A 16,114-nucleotide genomic window follows, 5' to 3' on the forward strand; every position below is an offset into this window, starting at 1 on the left:
GGCATGATTGATCAATCAGGGCGGACGCAAGGCGACCTCCTCTTCCAAGCGACAATCGCAGGCATTTTCTCAGCCTGAAGCGCGGCGAGGATTCGCCAGACGCAACAGGCATGATGTCATCAATGAACGCAGGAGTCCAAGTTCAGAAACAGAACTCATCCGAACCGAAACCGACCAGCCAAGTAGATATATAGTATGCTACATATTATAGGACAGTAGCTCTTCGCCGCATTCGCGCATGCTGGCCCAACTAGGAGCCAGCGCTGGCCGCCCAAAAGCGCAGCTTGCAACGCCCCCCTCAACGCGAGGATTGGCCAAATCCAGACCCGAGGCCGGAACTGCCTCAAAGCGGCCTTTGACGACGTCCGCATTTGAGCAAGTTGTCGATGATCCTTAGCGAAGTCGCGCCAAACGCTGGCGTCTATGAGCAGATGAAGCATGGGCGAAGCGCAATCCGGCAAAACGGAGTGGCTGTGACGGCGATCAACTCTCGCCATGGAGTGACCTCACGCGTTCGCCCGGGCACGGCGGTTCCGGTATTGTTCTCCAACGCAAATCATCGCATCTTCAGTCCGACCTCAGGAGGCGGGCATGCCTTTGCCAAACTTGGACCGGTCCGTCGGAATGATTTGCTCGACCTGCGCGGGCGACCAGTTCGAGCATGACTCGGAGAACTTGGACGCGCCGATCCGGTGCGCCGGCTGCGACCGCATCTATACGCGCGAACAGCTGATTGCGGAGAACGGGGAGATGATCGAGTCGGCGCTGGAAGACATAAAGGCCGATATGATGGACCACGCCCGCAAGACATTCAGGGATGCGTTCCGGGGATCCAAATACATCAAGGTGCGGTAGTGAATCTGACGCCGGACCTCGGTGATCTGCTGGCGCTGGGCGCCTTGGTCGTCTCCGTCTGGGCGGTCGTCACCACGAAGAGATTCAATCAGCGTCAGCTGAATTTCGAGCGCACGGCCGAGCGGCTCAATCACCTACTGATCGAAAAAGAGGCGATCGAGAACCAGGCCCAGCGTCGGGCCGATCTCGGCGTGGCAATCTACAAGGCGGGTCGTTCGGACTATCGCATGAAGGTGTTCAATCGCGGCAAGGCCGCCGCGCGCAAAGTCCGGCTAGAGGAGATCGCCGAGGAAGGGTTCCTGATCCGAAACGATCTGGCGGAGAAGTTTCCAGCCCCGGTTCTTGAGCCCCATGCCGTCATCGAACTGCACGTCTTCTTCCACCTCAGTTCGGCCAGCCGCACCCAGATCAGACTGACTTGGGACGACGACTTCGGCGCCGATCAGACCAAGGACTTCTATCCGACGGTCTGACCGGACCGGGCCCAAGACCGTCCTACGGATTGGTCGTATGAAAGTCGGTTGCCGTGCCCAGGATCATTGAGCGTTCCGGCCTCCCTCCGGCGTTTCCTACCCACAGCCAAGACGCGTCCTTTTGGGAAGCGTTGGGACGGGCCGTCGCAGCCTTCGGCTTTCTCGAGTGGACGCTGCAGCGCGCGATCTTCGCGCTGACCGGGGATCAGCCGGCGCCGGAGGAAGAGGCTGAGCGACAGGCGGCCTTGGACGCTTGGCAGAAAGATCTGGAGGGGGCCCTGAAAGCCACGCTCGGACTTCTGGCGGCCGGGTTCGAACGGGCGGTCGCGAACCATCCCCGAACCGACAAGGATTATGCGGCGGAGGTCGTCACAGATATCCGCGCCACGGCGCCGCTCCGCAATGCGATCTGCCACGCATGCTGGCAACCGGTGTCGGCCGTCGTCGCCAAGCCGTTCTTCGTATCACGCAACCTCGAAGTCCTAGAGAGCGAGATCGACATCGCCTGGCTCGAGCAATTGCATCGGCACGTCGCTCAACTAGCTCTGGACGTTATGGACACGGTAACCGCGACCGGCTTGGCTTTCCCCGGAACAACCGACCCTTCGCAGGCGTCCCGAGGGGGCGAGGGATAGGGACATGGTCGCGTTCAACTTCAACGTCTACGGCCACGATTTCGAGCGGGGGCTGATGATCCTGCGGGATAGTCTGACCGCAGCGATGGCGGCCTTGGATCAGCAGCGCGAGCGCATCAGTGCCGAGTACGACGCCTATAAGGCCGCGCTTGAGCGGGGCGAGCCGCCCGTCGGGGAGCGGGACGAGGAATCGGGCGCGTGGGTTTGGGAACAGAGCCAGTTCTTCGACTACGATCTTGAGCTGATCGAGGAAACGAAGAACGCCCTCCGGAAGACCCACGCGACGGCGATCTATCATCACTGGGAACGCGTCATACGCTCATGGACCGGCGCCCATGGACGGGAGACCCATGATGAACTTGCCGCCAAGGCCGTTGAGAAGGGGCAGGGGATCGCGGACCGGCTGAAGGTGATCAGCCATCTCAACAACGCCCTGAAGCACAACAGCCAGCGCTTCGGCCCCCTTCTCCTGGAAGCGTGGCCGGAAGTTTTTCCGGAAGGCTTCGCCGATCTCGTTGAAAGGCGGCGCGAAGAGGCGGCCCAGCGCCAAGCCAACGGGCTTGGTAGTGGAGAGTTCTGGCCCGACTGGTTTGATGCGATCACCCTGACGGATGCGCATGTCGACGAGATTTTCGTAGCGACCCGCGCCAGTGGGCCGCGGGCGCATGTGCCGTAAACGCCGCCCAGTACAGTGTCTATCACCACCTGTCGTTCGCGGGCATGCGCGATATCTATATCACCGCAGAAGTGCTTCTGGCTTACATCGGCTTCCGCCCGGCTCCGGTCCACCGGGAGATCGAAGACGCGTCCTGCACGCCGCCTTATTTCTAAGCCGGGGCAAGCCCTCGATTGTGGCCGCCAAGGGCGGCGTCGACGTCTCCACTCCGGCATGCCTACGAAGGAGGAGGCGGCGGTTTCGGCGTCGCGAAGAGCGGAACCGAGGGATTGAAGCGATATGGAACGAAGACGTCCTCGAAAGAAAACGCAGCGCGCCCCGTCTCGTGACGAGGGGCCCGGCATTGTGCGCCTTTCTTCCGAGGATTTGATCGCGCTTCGGGAGGCTCGGCTCGCGGTGGCACGCGATCAGGTCGCGACACTGCCCGCCCTGATCGAAGACCTGCGCACCCTGATGCGCGCAGTCTATCCGCCCCATGTGATCGCGGTTGTCGCGGGATGGGGGCTGCGAACTGGTGTTGGCCCGGGGGGCGTTTCCTCACGCGGCATGATCGAGGGCGTTGAACAGCATCACGTCGAACTTCTTCAGGCGATCTCGCTGACCATTCCCGCCGGAGAGTGGGGCCGTGAGCCGGCCGAGCCGCATGAAATGCAGAAGGCGATCAATAGTATTATCGCCATCGCCGATGCCGAGCACGGCCGTCGGCTCCTGGCGGTGGAAGCGCCGCTTGAACCGGCCGAGGCGGCCGTCTTCGGTCTGCAGGAACGCATCCGCACCCATACCCAAGCAGTGCGCAACTGGGGCTATCCCAGTGAGGTGATCCGGATCACCCGCGCGCTCTACGGACCACTCGACACGGTATTGCGAGAACGTGTGGGATTCACGGCCACCGAGATGATTGCGGTGATTGCGGCCGTCGAAGACCTCGTGGACCAACAGGTGGGTGACCGGTTCAGGCTGTTGAAGTCGATTTGGCGCGCTCGGTCGCTTCGTCAGTTCGTACGTCTGTTCTTCCAGCGCTATCCTGGAGTGGAAGGCGATCCCGAGGCATTCCTCAAAGGTCTTGATCCACGCGAGCCAGAGGAGTCGGTGCGCTTCCGGCTGCTCTTTCACGCCGATCGACGGTTGGTCACCTGCGCCGTCGTGGCGGCTGCTGCTGTGGCCGAGCGTGCGAACGTGGCGCCCGCTGTAGCGTCTGCGGTCATGGATCGCCTGAGCTACACACACGGTGCCCTGGTGAAACAGAAGATCGACCGCCTGTTCATGACCAATCCGGTGTGGCTCCGTCCGGGCCTCCGAACCGGAGACGCGTACTTCTTCGCATTCCCACAGACCGCCTCCAGCTTCATTCATTCGATTCTGCGCGCCGTATTCGCAGAGGCCGGGCTCGCCGAGAAGCTTGCGGATCGTCGGTCTGCCTATCTCGAAGAAGAACTCGAACGGCTCATGAGGCTGGCGCTTCCCGGCGCCAGTGTGAAGCCGGGTGCGGAGTGGCAGTGGGAAGGGACGCCATACGAGACCGATGTCCTGGCGGTTCTGGACAGGACGGTCGTGATCGCCGAGGCCAAATCTCACACCCTGTCGGCCGAGGGGCTTCGAGGAGCGCCAGACCGTGTCCGCAAACACATCCAGTCCCTGGTAGTCGATCCTGCCGAGCAATCCGAGCGTCTCGAACAACTGATCCGGGCGGCTGGGGCAGGGGACGCAAGGGCGGACGCCGTCGTCTCTGGCCTTGGCATAGACGCGACCAACGTCGATACGGTCCTGCGCCTGTCCGTGACCTTGGACGATTTCTCCGCCCTGTCCTCGGCTGAAGGAGAGCTCAAGACGGCCGGGTGGGTCCGCGAGGATCTCGACCTTCCCGCGACATTGAATGTCGCTGACCTCGCCTGCATCGTCGATCTGCTCGGGCCGGCGCATGTGCTGCACTATTTCTCGGAACGCCGGCGTATCCAGAAGCGGGTCAGTTTGATCGGCGACGAGTTGGACCTGATCGGCTTCTATCTGCAGACCGGCTTCATTCTGAACGGGATGCCGGAGGTCGGCAGTATGGCGATCACCGAGATGTCCGCCGAGCTCGACCGCTATTACTCGAGCAAGGATGCGGGCGTGCTCCTGAGAAAGCCGGCACCACGGCGCGGCCTCGTAGTCGGACCGATACTCGACGGCCTCCTCGAGCGCCAACCGGAAGGCTGGACGACCGCGGCTATCGGACTGCTGAACGGAGCCAGCCACGACGAGCAGAAGGCGATCCGGCGGCAGTTGGACGCGTTGCGTAGGACCGTAGCGAAACACTGGCGTGAAGCGGATCACACGCGCGCCTTTCTCTGGGCTCCGCCGGATGCTGATGACCCGCCATGGGTCTTCCACGTCTATCCCAGAGCCTTGGCGTCCGGGCGGCGTGAGGCGGCCAACGGGCTGGGAGGCGAAGCGCTGACCACCACTGGACGGCGGCGTTGCATTCTGATCGGGCGAATGGTGGAGGAATGGGACAAGCCGTTCGCCTACATCGGCGTCGCCTACGCTGACGATTGAACCTCAGACCATCAGCCCTGCTGAGCCGCGCCATCCTCGCTCAAGCACTGCGTATGTTGTCCTGGAGATACCACCTCGGCTGTTTCGCGCTTGCGGGCACGGCTCTCGTCGGGAAGATTCGGAAGGTGAAGAAGAATCTCGGCCAACCGTCGCCGCTGAGGCGCCCCGACCCGATGGCGGTCATCTGTGCGCAGCGCACCGCTGCCCGGCAAGGCGTGGTCTTGGACCGGGAGGGGAACCGGTGACAGAGATTCTCCTTCGTCGAACGATGTGGTTCCAGGACGACCGGGAGCGCAAGACCGTCGATCAGACGTTCCTCAACACAGACCCACGCTCTCTGGTGGTCCTGGGCGAGGCCGGCATGGGCAAGTCGACCCTTCTGGGGCAGCTCAGGGGTCTGGAGGGATACAGCTTCTGCACGGCGCGTCTACTGATCAACGCGCCGGATACGGCGGCCCGTTTCGGCGGCGCCGAGACCCTGGTCGTCGATGCGCTGGACGAGATTTCAGCGCAACGCGATGGAGACGCGGTCGATCTCGTCGTGCGTAAGCTCGCCGAGCTCGGCTATCCACGGTTCATCCTGTCATGTCGCGTCGCCGACTGGCGAAGCGCCACAGGGATGCAGGGCCTGTCGGACCTGTACGGTCAGGCTCCGCTCGAACTCTATCTCGATCCGTTGGAGCGAGAGGATGCCGTCGAGGTGTTGAGCGAAGCGCTCGGCGAGACCGAGGCTGAGGAGGCCGCATCCTCGCTTGAGGAACAGGGCCTCGCAGGCCTGTGGAGCAACCCTCAGACGTTGAACCTGATCCGGGAAGTGATTGGCCGAGGCGCCCTTCCTCGATCGCGGGGCGACTTGTTCGAGACCGCCACCAATCTGATGCGGAAAGAGCACCGTGACGTGAAGGTGAGCGCCAGGCTGGTGGCGCAGCCCGAAGAAGCGGTCCTCGATGCGGCAGGCGCGGCGTTCGCGTCGTTGATCCTGACCGGCAAGGACGCCATCGCCGTCAGGGTAAATCCCGGCGACGACGATCTGCCTTTTGCCGAGATCGCCACGCTTCCTCATGCGGGAGCGATTGCCGAGGTGCTCGATTCCCGCCTGTTCGCGGCGGTCGAAAGCGACCGGTTCAGCTACGCCCATCGGGCGATCGGCGAGTTTCTAGGCGCGCGTTGGCTCGCGCGGTGCGCGGACACCGCCCGCAAGCGGCGACGCCTTCTCAGCCTGTTCAATGGCCCAAGCCTGGTCCCGGCGAGCCTTCGCGGCCTCCATGCGTGGTTGGCCTGGCATAGCCCGGAGCTTGCGGACGACGTCATCGCCGCCGACCCTATGGGCGTCATCCAGTATGGCGACGCCGACGAACTGACGGTCTCCCAGGCGTCAGCCCTGCTTGACGCGCTCGAGGCCTTGGCGGTGCAGAACCCCCGGTTCCGGGACTGGAGCGAGTATCGTCTGGCCGGCCTGGCCCAGCCGGCTCTCCTGACGCGTTTGAGCGCCCTGATCGCGTCGAGCGACGTCGAATTCGGCTTGCGGCTTCTGATCCTGCAGGCGGTCAAGGGATCGGCCCTGGTCCCTGCGCTCGCCAGCGTCCTGGACGGCTTGATCCGCGATCGCACAGCCGCCTTTGCGCTGCGAAGTGCTTCCATCGACCGCTTGTTCGAAATGGATCAAGCGCGAGACTGGCAGGGGCTTGTCGAAGAGCTGCTTGGGCAAGGCGACGAAGACGCCGTCCGTCTTGGCGTCGAGATCATCGACACGGTCGGCTACGATATCTTCAACGATGATCTGATCGGTCGGGTGGTCACGGCTCAGCTCAACCTCACTCACCGCACCATCGGGATCCTCTATCATCTGCAGAGCAGATTACCTCTGGATCGCATCGCGGCGCTCCTCGATGCGCTCGCATCGATGGTTCTGCAAGACGATGACGAGGATCCCCACGAGCGCCGCTCCCATCTCTCGGACCTGGCGCAGGCCCTTCTCGCCCGACTTCTTCCGATGGAGGCGGTGACGCCAGACCGTCTTTGGCGCTGGTTGAGCACGCTGGACGAACATCACGGCTACCAACGCGAGGCGCGAGAGGTGGTCGCCAGCCATCTCCGTTCCAACGATATCTTGCGCCGGAGTGTCCAGCGTCTCGTGCTGCTCGACCACCCCCCTGAGCGCAACCTCTGGCATGCAGGGTGGCGTCTGGGGGAGCGGTCTCCAGGGCTCCTTCCCGACGAAGGCGACGTCATCGCGCTTCTCGGCTTGCTAGAGACGACTGACGCCCGGTGGCGAGACGTTCTCACCATCGCCCGACATGATACCGAACAGGGGGTGGCGGCGCGTATGGCGGCCGAGCGCTTCACGGACGGCGACCCCGAAGCCGAAGCCTGGCTCGCCAAGCTTGGCAAACCTGAAACGCCGGAATGGGAGATCGACCAGAACCGCCGCAAGCGGGCCCGGGAGACGGAGCGGGTGACGCGATGGAAAAAGCATCGCGCCGAGTTTGAACGACAGGTGGAGGAGTTGCGGTCCGGAGCCTTCAGGCTCGTCGCCAATCCAGCCAGGGCGTACCTCAAGCTGTTCGCCGACATGGGGGACAAGGACTCGGATGGCGCCGGGCGTTTGGAGGAATGGCTGGGCGCCGACCTGCGCGACGCCGCGCTGGCCGGTATCGAGGCCTTTCTGACGGCGGAGCCGGTCAAGCCGAGCGCGACGGAAATCGCCGAGAGCCACGCCGACGACAAGCACTGGGAGGCCGCCTACATCATCGTCGCCGCCCTGGCCGAACGATACCGCACCGGACGGGGCTTCGCGGATCTACCGACGGAACGGATCATGGCCGGCTTTGTCGAGATCCGCTCCAATCGGATCGACGATCACGCCGGCATCCCGAACCTTGGGAGCGCCCTCGCGGAGGAGCTGCGGAAGCGCGGCGTCTGGGAAGAAGCCCTGCGGCTCTACTTCGAGCCGCAGTTCAGACGCGGACGCGCGCATGTGGATGGGCTTTACGCCCTGATGCGCGAAGCCGTAGACGCCGAGCTCGCGACCACGCTTGCACTCGAATGGGTGAACCGTTTCGAAACGATGGCGGTTGGGCCGGAGGCGGAGCTTGTCGACCATCTGCTCGTAGTCCCGGACGCGCTCGCGGCGCTCCGCGACCTCGCGCGACAACGCAGAGCTCTGTCGTCTCTGGAGCCGGAGCGCCGCCTGATCTGGGACACGGTTGGCCTCCTCGTCGATTTCGATGCGACCCGCGCAGAGATGGAGGCCGCCGGGTCCGTGCCGGACGACCTGCTCTGGCATGTTCGATCCCGTCTCGGCAGCCGGCGCGCGGAAGGCGGACGGGTGGATGTCGAGCCGGACCAAGCGCTCTGGATGCTGCGTCAGTTCAGGCCCCGTTTCCCGATGACCTACCGCCCGAGTGGCGTCACGTCGGGGGATGCAAACGCTTGGGACGCCAGCGATTTCGTGTCGGCTCTCATTCGACGCCTCGGAGACAATACGTCGGAGGCGGCGGTTCAGGCGCTCAAGGATCTCCGCGCCGACCCGGCGGACCCCTATTCGGAACTCATCCGGACGGCATTGGCAGAACAGAAACGCAAGCGGGTCGAGGCCGACTGGCAGGCCCCGGAGTTCAGTACGGTCAGCGCGACTGTTCAGGACGCGGCGCCTACGACGTCTGCTCAGTTGCAGTCGGTGCTGCTGGAGGAACTTGTCAAGGTCCAAGCCCTGCTGCGAGGCAGCGACCTCGACTGGTACCGCGACTTCGTGACCGATGGAGTTCCCCATGGGGAGGAACGTTGTCGCGACAGCCTGCTCAAGATGCTTCGTCCCCTGCCTTTCGGCATTGATGCCATTCCCGAGGCGCATCTGGCGGATGACAAGCGGGCGGACGTCTTCTGTCAGCTCGGCGATCTGGGCGTACCCATCGAGATCAAGGGGCAATGGCACCGCGAACTATGGTCTGCGGCGGACGACCAGCTTGACCGACTTTATGTGAACGACTGGCGGGCCGAAGTCGGAATCTACCTCGTGTTCTGGTTCGGAGCCGCCTCGTCCAAAAAGCTGCAGGCGCCGCCCGCCGGCACGCCGACGCCGACCAGCGCGCCAGAGCTGCAAGCGGCCCTGATGGAGACGAGCGCTCTCGCGCAGGAAGGCCGGATCGCCGTCGTCGTCCTTGATCTGGAACGGCCGTCCTGATGGACCGCCGCCAGGCGCGGGCGTGGCTAGAGAGCACCGTCGAACAAAGTCGGATCACCATCCTCCACGGCCTGCCGCGCGTCGGTCGAAGCGCGCTCCTGACGGCGTGGTGCGATGACCAAGTCGGCGTGCAGAGGCTCCGGCCTGCGGAAGTCGCGGCCTGCTCCGCGCCTCTCCAAGTGATCGATCATCTTGGGGGGACTGAGGTGGACGACTTCATCGGTGCCTTTCGGGAAATCGAGGCGATCCGCCGGTCCAGATATGTGATTGCGCCGCTCGATCTTGCCGCGACCCGTCAGCTTCAGGAGGCACTGCCTGGAAGCGTGCAGATCGTCGTTCTCGATCCGCTACAGCGTCACGAAGTTCTCGCGGATGAGTTCGAGATCACAGAGCCGTTCACAGTCGAAGTCGAGCCGGTAGCTTCACCGTTAGCGAGCAACCGCCCGATGTTCGACCTCGATCAACACTGGCTGCGAGGCGGACTGCCCGAAAGCCTCGAAGCGGAGAGCGACCTCGCCAGCTTGAAGTGGCGACAGCAGATGATCGACGCCTTGCTGCTGCGAGACTACACCCGTTGGGGCCTCTCGCCTGGCCTCAAGATCAGCGACGTCCTGACCTGGGTGGCAGGCCAGAACGGCGGTGAATTCGACCTGGACAATCCGTCGATAGGAAAGCGAGCGGATGTCCGTTCCGCGCTCCATGTCCTCGACCGCCTCGGCGTCGTCCGCCAACTCCGAAACTATCCGCTTCGTAGCGAGGCGAGTCTGACTAGAAAGCCGAAGATCCACATTCGGGACAGCGGCCTGTTGCATGCCATGCTCGGCATCGAGACGATCGAGCAACTACGTGCACATTCACTCATGGGTGAAAGTTGGGAAGGCTATGCGATCGAGACGCTGATCCATGCAGCGAACCGTCCCGACACCGCCCAGTTCTATCGCGAGCCCGGACCCGACGGGGCGGATGAGATCGACCTGGTGCTCGACTTCCGTCCATGGAACGGGCGTCTCGTAGCAGTCGAATGCAAGGCCGGTCCCGAGACGCCGCCGCGCCCCGGCTTTTATCGTGCGATGAACGCCATCGGTGCGACCGACGGTTTCGTCGTGCACTCCGGTTCCGGGTCCCAAGCCGAGCTCAAAACCCCGCGACACGACCTCGCGATGGCGAGAGCCCGGATTATCGAACTGGCGTCCTGACCGCGGCGGTGCCACCGGTCTGAGCCGCCCCCTCCCCACGTGGACACCTCCAGCAATGCCGACGGGCGTTTGCCCGTATGCGAGTCTGACCATGCACAAATTAATTTCTTGGAAGGTCAGCTTCGGGCACTGAAGCCAATGGCCGCTCTTGGCGCATTGGCGAAGTCACCGCAGGGCCGAGTCTGACTCATCTCGGAGGATTGGAAGTCTGCTTTCGGCATCGATGGTCACTACGGGCACGCGAAGACAATGAACCGCGCCCTTAATCCGGGGCTGGCGGTTTTTTGAAAACGGCCAAGCCGGAGGTGATAGCGACCCCGACCTCCGGTGTCGCCTTGGCATCCTGTGTCCAAGATACGCCCCGATAATATGGGAGAACTGGATCCTTGAGGTCGCCGCTGCCGTCCAGATGAAAGACGAACAGGCGCTCATTGGGGTGCTTCTGGTCCTGTTCGGCGAAGATTGATCGCGCGGCCCGGACGCGCTCGACATCCGGCATCCGGCCTGTCACTACACAGGTGAAATGGGTAGGCCGCAACTGATCGTGGACCTGCATCAAGACGCCGTTGTAGGCGCCTTTTGACGGGCTACGACGAAGCTTACGTCGAAGAGCGACGATGTCTTTCCAGAATCGTTCCTGCGAGGCCAACGGCACGTTTAACAGATCGTGGATCATATCGCTCCAGCCGTCGGGACGTTTGAGTTCCCGCTGGACGATGATACGGTCCCACCACGCGCTCGTCAGTTTGGGCAAACGACATTTCGGGTCGTAATGACCACTATGTCGGACGTGGTATCGGAGCAGGTCCGACAGGCCATAAACGACGAGAGGTCCCATCTTGGCCTCGCGGGCCCATAGTCGGACGAAGCCGGTCTTCAGATAGAGGGCGAGGAGATCGAGTTCGTCGCCGATGAACTCGCAGTCCCTCTCCAGGTCGGACCGCCGCAGGAGATAATGCAGGCATCGTCCCTCGCTTCCGATCAGTTCCTGCATCAGAAGAAGGTCTCCGATCGTGAAGATCGGCATCGCCGTACCACCGAGACGCACGATCCGGTCACGTAGCGCGTTATCGACCCCATAGCTCGCCATCGTCACCCGCTCCAACGATACGCCAAAGCGGGCGATATGGCGGATGTCGGCTTTGATCAGAGTACGGAAGCCTTGATCGGTTCTTAGAGCAAGCGCGGCATCGGCGGGATGGCGCAGCGCCGCCTCCAAGCGAGACGTCTGCAGCGCCGCTTCGGCGACGACATCGTCGAACAGCCTGAACCAGTCGGCGCTGCCGCGACGCGCGACGTTCGAAAGGACATGTCCCTTGGCTTCGAAGATCAGGGCGTGTCCGTCGATGAGGAGCATGACATCCGTCTCGTGTTCCTCGCCGCTCACCGGGTCGGTCCAGAACACCGACGTCAGGACCTCACCATGGGGGAACACCGCACGAAGAACACCAGCCGCCATGGTTTCAAGCGCCGCCCCCCGAGCCTTTCCGATCACCTCGCCCGGCGTCTTCGAAATCCCTTCGGCAAGAGTGGAAAGCACGTCGGCGTGTGCAGAGAAGAGGGTGCCAGGAGAAAAGCAGAACCAGCGGTCATCGATTTTCACCAAAGGCCGCCGCCACATCGGATTGTCGAGCGGGAGATAATCTGGATTCATCGGCGCCAGCGCGCCAGGCTCAAGCGACAACTTGTCGAGGATCACTGCCACGGCTGAGGTGGACAGGTTCAGAAAGGCTCCAGCTACACGGGCGAGCGGCACTTCGAAAAGCGAACACCAGGTTGGGTCGAACGGCCTGACACCGTTGAGCCAACTCGTGATCTCCTCGACGACTGGACTCTCGTCGACAAGACGGGCGACCGCCATGGCGGCTACCATCGCCACCTCCGAAGCGTCCTGAAGCGACATGCCGAGCACGTGTTTTCCGAACGGCGCGAGCTCATCCCCGATCATCTGAAAAATTTTTCGAGCATGATGCGGATAGAAGGTATGCCGCACTCTCAATGTCTGATGGCGGCGGCGGGCTAGGAGCTCTGCAGCCTTATCGGCACCCGGCTTCGACGTCTGATCAATGAAGAGGCGTAGATAGGTGTCCAATGCATCAGTCAATCGATGGACATCATCTGGCGCTGGAGTCGCCCCATTTGCAGATGTCCTGAGCAGAAGGGTCTGAGCGAACTCAAGGACCGCAATATCCACACGTGACCGCGGAGCGTCGACGGCGCTCACCTTTTCCATCACAGCCAGCATGGTCATGATCGCCACGCCGTCGAATTCTTGGAAACCCTTGCAAAGAACGTCAGTGGCTTCGTGATAGAGTCGGTCCTGATCGGCCTGCGAAAGATCCGGTATGTCCATCCAGCCATATGTTTCGGCCAAAGGCAGACCGGCACCAAATACGAGATCGTCGAGCGTCTGAGGCTTGGTCCGGGACTTAGGTTTCATGTGGTTTGAGTAGCAGCCGCCGAGCGGTCGCCCAATCCTCGCCCAGTGCTTAGGCCAGTCGATGGTGAGACTTCACAACGAAGTCCTCGCGTGCTGCGTCGACCTCGTCGAGCAAGGCGTGCAGCTCACTCGCATGCTGCTTGTAGAGCGCCCGATCTTCCGCTGTCGGATGCCCTCGCTCTGCACGATCTTCATTAAGGTCGGGATAGAGCGCCAGACGCATCCGTTGCCATTTGCCGAAGACAAAGAAGTGCTGCTGGAGGAAGATGCCCAGCTTCGAAGAAACCTCGGCCAGCTGCTCGGCGGACGCGGCCAGCGACTCGTCTAGGAAGCGATTAGCCGGATCGCGTAGGGCGTGGACCAATTCGCCGAGATTGTTCTGGTCTAAGAAATAAGTGTGGTCGGCACCGATGGAGTGGGCGAGGCTCTCAAGATCCGTCAGCGGATAGTCCTTATCCAGCCGCTCGACGATCGGCTTGTCGTGTTCTCGAACACGGCCCCGCGACAGGCGCTGGTCTAGGGACTGACCGCGCACCATCAGGTAATGATAGACCAGCGCTACAACGATCAGCGCCAGGCCCCAGCCGGGACCAGGTAGGTCGTTCACTTCGACGGCCAGATACCTCGAGGCGGCTGCCACGAGGATCGGCTCCCAAAATGGTTGCACCAAGAGCGCAACGCCGGCGGCGGCGACAAGCCAAGCCAGGCGCGTTGATGCTGCCGGCCGGATCAGCGGCCAAATCTTTTCGAAAAGTGCCACGAGCCGGGTCGTGATCGGGTCGATGTGGGTTTTGAGGACCTTTTCCATTTCAGGCTCTTTCGGAAGCGCCGGCCTAATGTCGAGCATTAGCTTGACCATAAGGAGCGACGTCCGGTCCTCTTGTCTAGGGTACGGCGCGATGTGGCTGAATGGTCACGGCATCGCGACCAATCGAACGGGCTGACATCGGCTCCGCCACGTGGAGTTTGGAGGCGCGACGCTTTAGAGGGGCTCGATCCCGTTGTGTTCGTGTGTGGTGGGCCTGCCTTCCACAACGGGTCGGCTGTTGGCTCTGCCCAAAGCGGTTGAATGTCCGCTTTCTGTACCTGAGCAAGGACCTGCTCCTGGCGCACCGCTGACATTGGCTGCTCCGCCAGGCTCCAATCAGCCGCCACCCTCTTGAGAGCGGCTCGCACCTTGAGCGACCCTTAGTGTGCAATGAGCAGGTTCTAAGTGGTCTCGATATAGCGCATGGCGACCCCGGCAGGACTCCAACCTGCGACCTCGGCTTTAGGAAAGCCTTGCTCTATGCAGCTGAGCTACGGGGCCATTGACGGGTGAACTAGCCGAGCGCGAAGCGCGACGGAAGCGGGGCGGCGGCGATTTCTTCCCGCCGCCCCTTTTTCATGCCCAAAGTGTCGCCGCAAGTTAACGCTGACGATCTAACTCGCGGATTTCCTTGGTTGCGCTCTTCTCCGACCAAAAGAGCACCAAGCTAACGCTGTCGTCAGCTCGCGGCACAGGCAGGCGCCCACGAGTTTGCTCCTGACTCGTAGGCGACCTTTGGAAGGTCCGCTCGTAACACTCGAGGTTGTCGAACGGGATGAGAACACTCATTGTGACGCTAGCACGACTCCGTTGGTCAGACGGGGGAGAGGCGTGGGGTGGGACGTCACGGTGGACTACCAAACTCTTGAAGCGCTGCGGCGCATGAACCCTGCGTGGCGGCTACTCACCGCCACACACGCGCCGTTCGTCGCAAGCTTCCTGCATGAAGCGTTTATCCGCACGAATATCCGGACCTATCTGCAGTCGGACCTCGCGGTGAAGCTCGACGACCATCTCTACCGGCTGCGAACGCAGTCGACTGAAGAAGCCTTGCCCAAGACTGCGAGTGAGTATCTCGACGATTGGGCGTCGGATGAACGCGGCTGGCTGCGAAAATATTACGCAGGCGGCACGGACGAGGCTTCCTTCGACATCACGCCCACCACGGAAAAGGCGTTGGAGTGGCTTGCCAGCCTGCAAGCCCGGCGGTTCGTCGGCGCCGAGTCACGGATGATGACCGTCTTCGATCTGCTTCGGCAGTTGGTTGAAAGGGCTCAGTCCGATCCTGGCGTCCGGATCGCGGAGTTGCAGAAGCGCAAGACCGAGATCGATCGCGAGATCCATGACATTCAGAAGGGGCGCCTGGAGGTTCTCGACCCCACCCAGATCCGGGAGCGTTTCCTGCAGGTCGCGGGCACCGCCCGGGGCCTTCTCTCCGACTTCCGTGAGGTGGAGCAGAACTTCCGCAATCTCGACCGCGAAGTGCGGGAGCGCATCGCCACTTGGGATGGCAGCAAGGCGGGACTTCTGGAGGAGGTCTTCGGTCGGCGCGACCTGATCGCGGACTCAGATCAGGGCAAGAGCTTCAGAGCCTTCTGGGACCTGTTGATGTCGCCCACGCGTCAGGAAGAACTTTCATCACTGCTTGAGTCGACCTTCGCCATGGAAGCGGTTCAAGCGCTCGAACCGGACGGACGGCTTCTTCGCATCCACTACGACTGGCTCGAAGCCGGCGAGACCGCGCAAAGGACCGTGGCGCGCCTTTCGGAGCAGCTACGACGTTACTTGGACGACCAGGCGTGGTTGGAGAACCGCCGGATCATGGACCTGTTGCGGCAGATCGAGCAGAACGCTCTGGCGGCCCGGAGCAATCCTCCGCCCGGCGACTTGATGCTGCTCGACGAGGCAGGCCCGCGCCTTGGCTTGGGGCTGGATCGCCCGCTGTTCACGCCGCCGAACAGGGCTGAGCTTGATGTCGAGATCTCCGAAGAGGACCTCGATCCTGCTTCGCTGGACGCCCTTTTCGCAACCACCCATGTCGACAAGGCGCGTCTCTTGCAATCGATCCGCCAGGCGCTGCAGTTCAGTAGTCAGATTTCCCTCGGAGAGCTCCTTGATGCCCACCCCCTCGAGCAAGGCCTTGCGGAGCTGATCGGCTATCTGAGCTTGGCGGCCGATGACGCTGACGCCTTCATCGACGACGCGCAACGCATGGCGATCTCCTGGACGGACGAAGCGGGGGTCGTCCGCCGCGCCTATATGCCCGTGGTGTTGTTCAAGCGGCCGACGCCTGCGATCGAGGCGGTGTCCTGA

10 protein-coding genes and 1 tRNA gene are annotated in these 16,114 nt (G+C 62.6%); 8 read left to right on the plus strand and 3 right to left on the minus strand.

Annotated features, from left to right (window positions below; all coding sequences use genetic code 11):
- The first annotated feature begins 675 nt into the window (after positions 1–675).
- From FKQ52_RS12870 to FKQ52_RS12900, 7 genes are all read left to right on the plus strand, one after another.
- Positions 676–855: a hypothetical protein gene (locus FKQ52_RS12870; protein ID WP_141627550.1), complete on the plus strand. Its 180-nt coding sequence runs from the start codon at positions 676–678 to the stop codon at positions 853–855.
- Positions 855–1,328 (plus strand): hypothetical protein, encoded by a 474-nt coding sequence (locus FKQ52_RS12875; RefSeq protein ID WP_141627551.1) that lies wholly within the window; start codon positions 855–857, stop codon positions 1,326–1,328. Before FKQ52_RS12870 ends, FKQ52_RS12875 begins: the two co-directional genes overlap by 1 nt.
- A gap of 53 nt (positions 1,329–1,381) precedes the next feature.
- Positions 1,382–1,963, plus strand: coding sequence for a hypothetical protein (locus FKQ52_RS12880; RefSeq protein WP_141627552.1), 582 nt, complete (start codon positions 1,382–1,384; stop codon positions 1,961–1,963).
- A gap of 4 nt (positions 1,964–1,967) precedes the next feature.
- Positions 1,968–2,639 carry a hypothetical protein gene (locus FKQ52_RS12885; protein WP_141627553.1) on the plus strand — a complete coding sequence of 224 codons (672 nt, stop codon included), beginning with the start codon at positions 1,968–1,970 and terminating at the stop codon, positions 2,637–2,639.
- 345 nt (positions 2,640–2,984) lie between these two features.
- The gene (locus tag FKQ52_RS12890) at positions 2,985–5,174 is read left to right on the plus strand and encodes a hypothetical protein (protein WP_141627554.1); all 2,190 of its coding nucleotides are present in this window, start codon (positions 2,985–2,987) and stop codon (positions 5,172–5,174) included.
- Positions 5,175–5,415: 241 nt separating this feature from the next.
- Positions 5,416–9,357, plus strand: coding sequence for a hypothetical protein (locus FKQ52_RS12895; RefSeq protein ID WP_141627555.1), 3,942 nt, complete (start codon positions 5,416–5,418; stop codon positions 9,355–9,357).
- Positions 9,357–10,553: an ATP-binding protein gene (locus FKQ52_RS12900; RefSeq protein WP_141627556.1), complete on the plus strand. Its 1,197-nt coding sequence runs from the start codon at positions 9,357–9,359 to the stop codon at positions 10,551–10,553. Before FKQ52_RS12895 ends, FKQ52_RS12900 begins: the two co-directional genes overlap by 1 nt.
- A gap of 262 nt (positions 10,554–10,815) precedes the next feature.
- Here FKQ52_RS12900 and FKQ52_RS12905 read toward each other — a convergent pair whose 3' ends face one another.
- The 3 genes from FKQ52_RS12905 to FKQ52_RS12915 form a co-directional block, all read right to left on the minus strand.
- The gene (locus tag FKQ52_RS12905; protein WP_141627557.1) at positions 10,816–12,993 is read right to left on the minus strand and encodes a hypothetical protein; all 2,178 of its coding nucleotides are present in this window, start codon (positions 12,991–12,993) and stop codon (positions 10,816–10,818) included.
- A gap of 49 nt (positions 12,994–13,042) precedes the next feature.
- On the minus strand, positions 13,043–13,801 hold the full coding sequence (locus FKQ52_RS12910; protein ID WP_141627558.1) for a hypothetical protein: 759 nt from the start codon (positions 13,799–13,801) through the stop codon (positions 13,043–13,045).
- Positions 13,802–14,225: 424 nt separating this feature from the next.
- A tRNA-Arg gene (locus FKQ52_RS12915) sits at positions 14,226–14,302 on the minus strand.
- Between the two features lie 330 nt (positions 14,303–14,632).
- Between FKQ52_RS12915 and FKQ52_RS12920 the strand changes: the two genes are divergently transcribed.
- On the plus strand, positions 14,633–16,114 hold the full coding sequence (locus FKQ52_RS12920; RefSeq protein ID WP_205750757.1) for a DUF3375 domain-containing protein: 1,482 nt from the start codon (positions 14,633–14,635) through the stop codon (positions 16,112–16,114).

Origin of the sequence: Brevundimonas sp. M20, assembly GCF_006547065.1 — a bacterium.
In the GTDB taxonomy this organism is placed as follows: Bacteria; Pseudomonadota; Alphaproteobacteria; order Caulobacterales; family Caulobacteraceae; genus Brevundimonas.

Bases quoted from the DNA above. Each gene is read 5' to 3' on its own strand.
- FKQ52_RS12885 (WP_141627553.1), top strand. From the start codon at position 1,968: ATGGTCGCGTTCAACTTCAACGTCTACGGCCACGATTTCGAGCGGGGG.
- FKQ52_RS12900 (WP_141627556.1), top strand. From the start codon at position 9,357: ATGGACCGCCGCCAGGCGCGGGCGTGGCTAGAGAGCACCGTCGAACAA.
- FKQ52_RS12905 (WP_141627557.1), bottom strand. From the start codon at position 12,993: ATGAAACCTAAGTCCCGGACCAAGCCTCAGACGCTCGACGATCTCGTA.
- FKQ52_RS12910 (WP_141627558.1), bottom strand. From the start codon at position 13,801: ATGGAAAAGGTCCTCAAAACCCACATCGACCCGATCACGACCCGGCTC.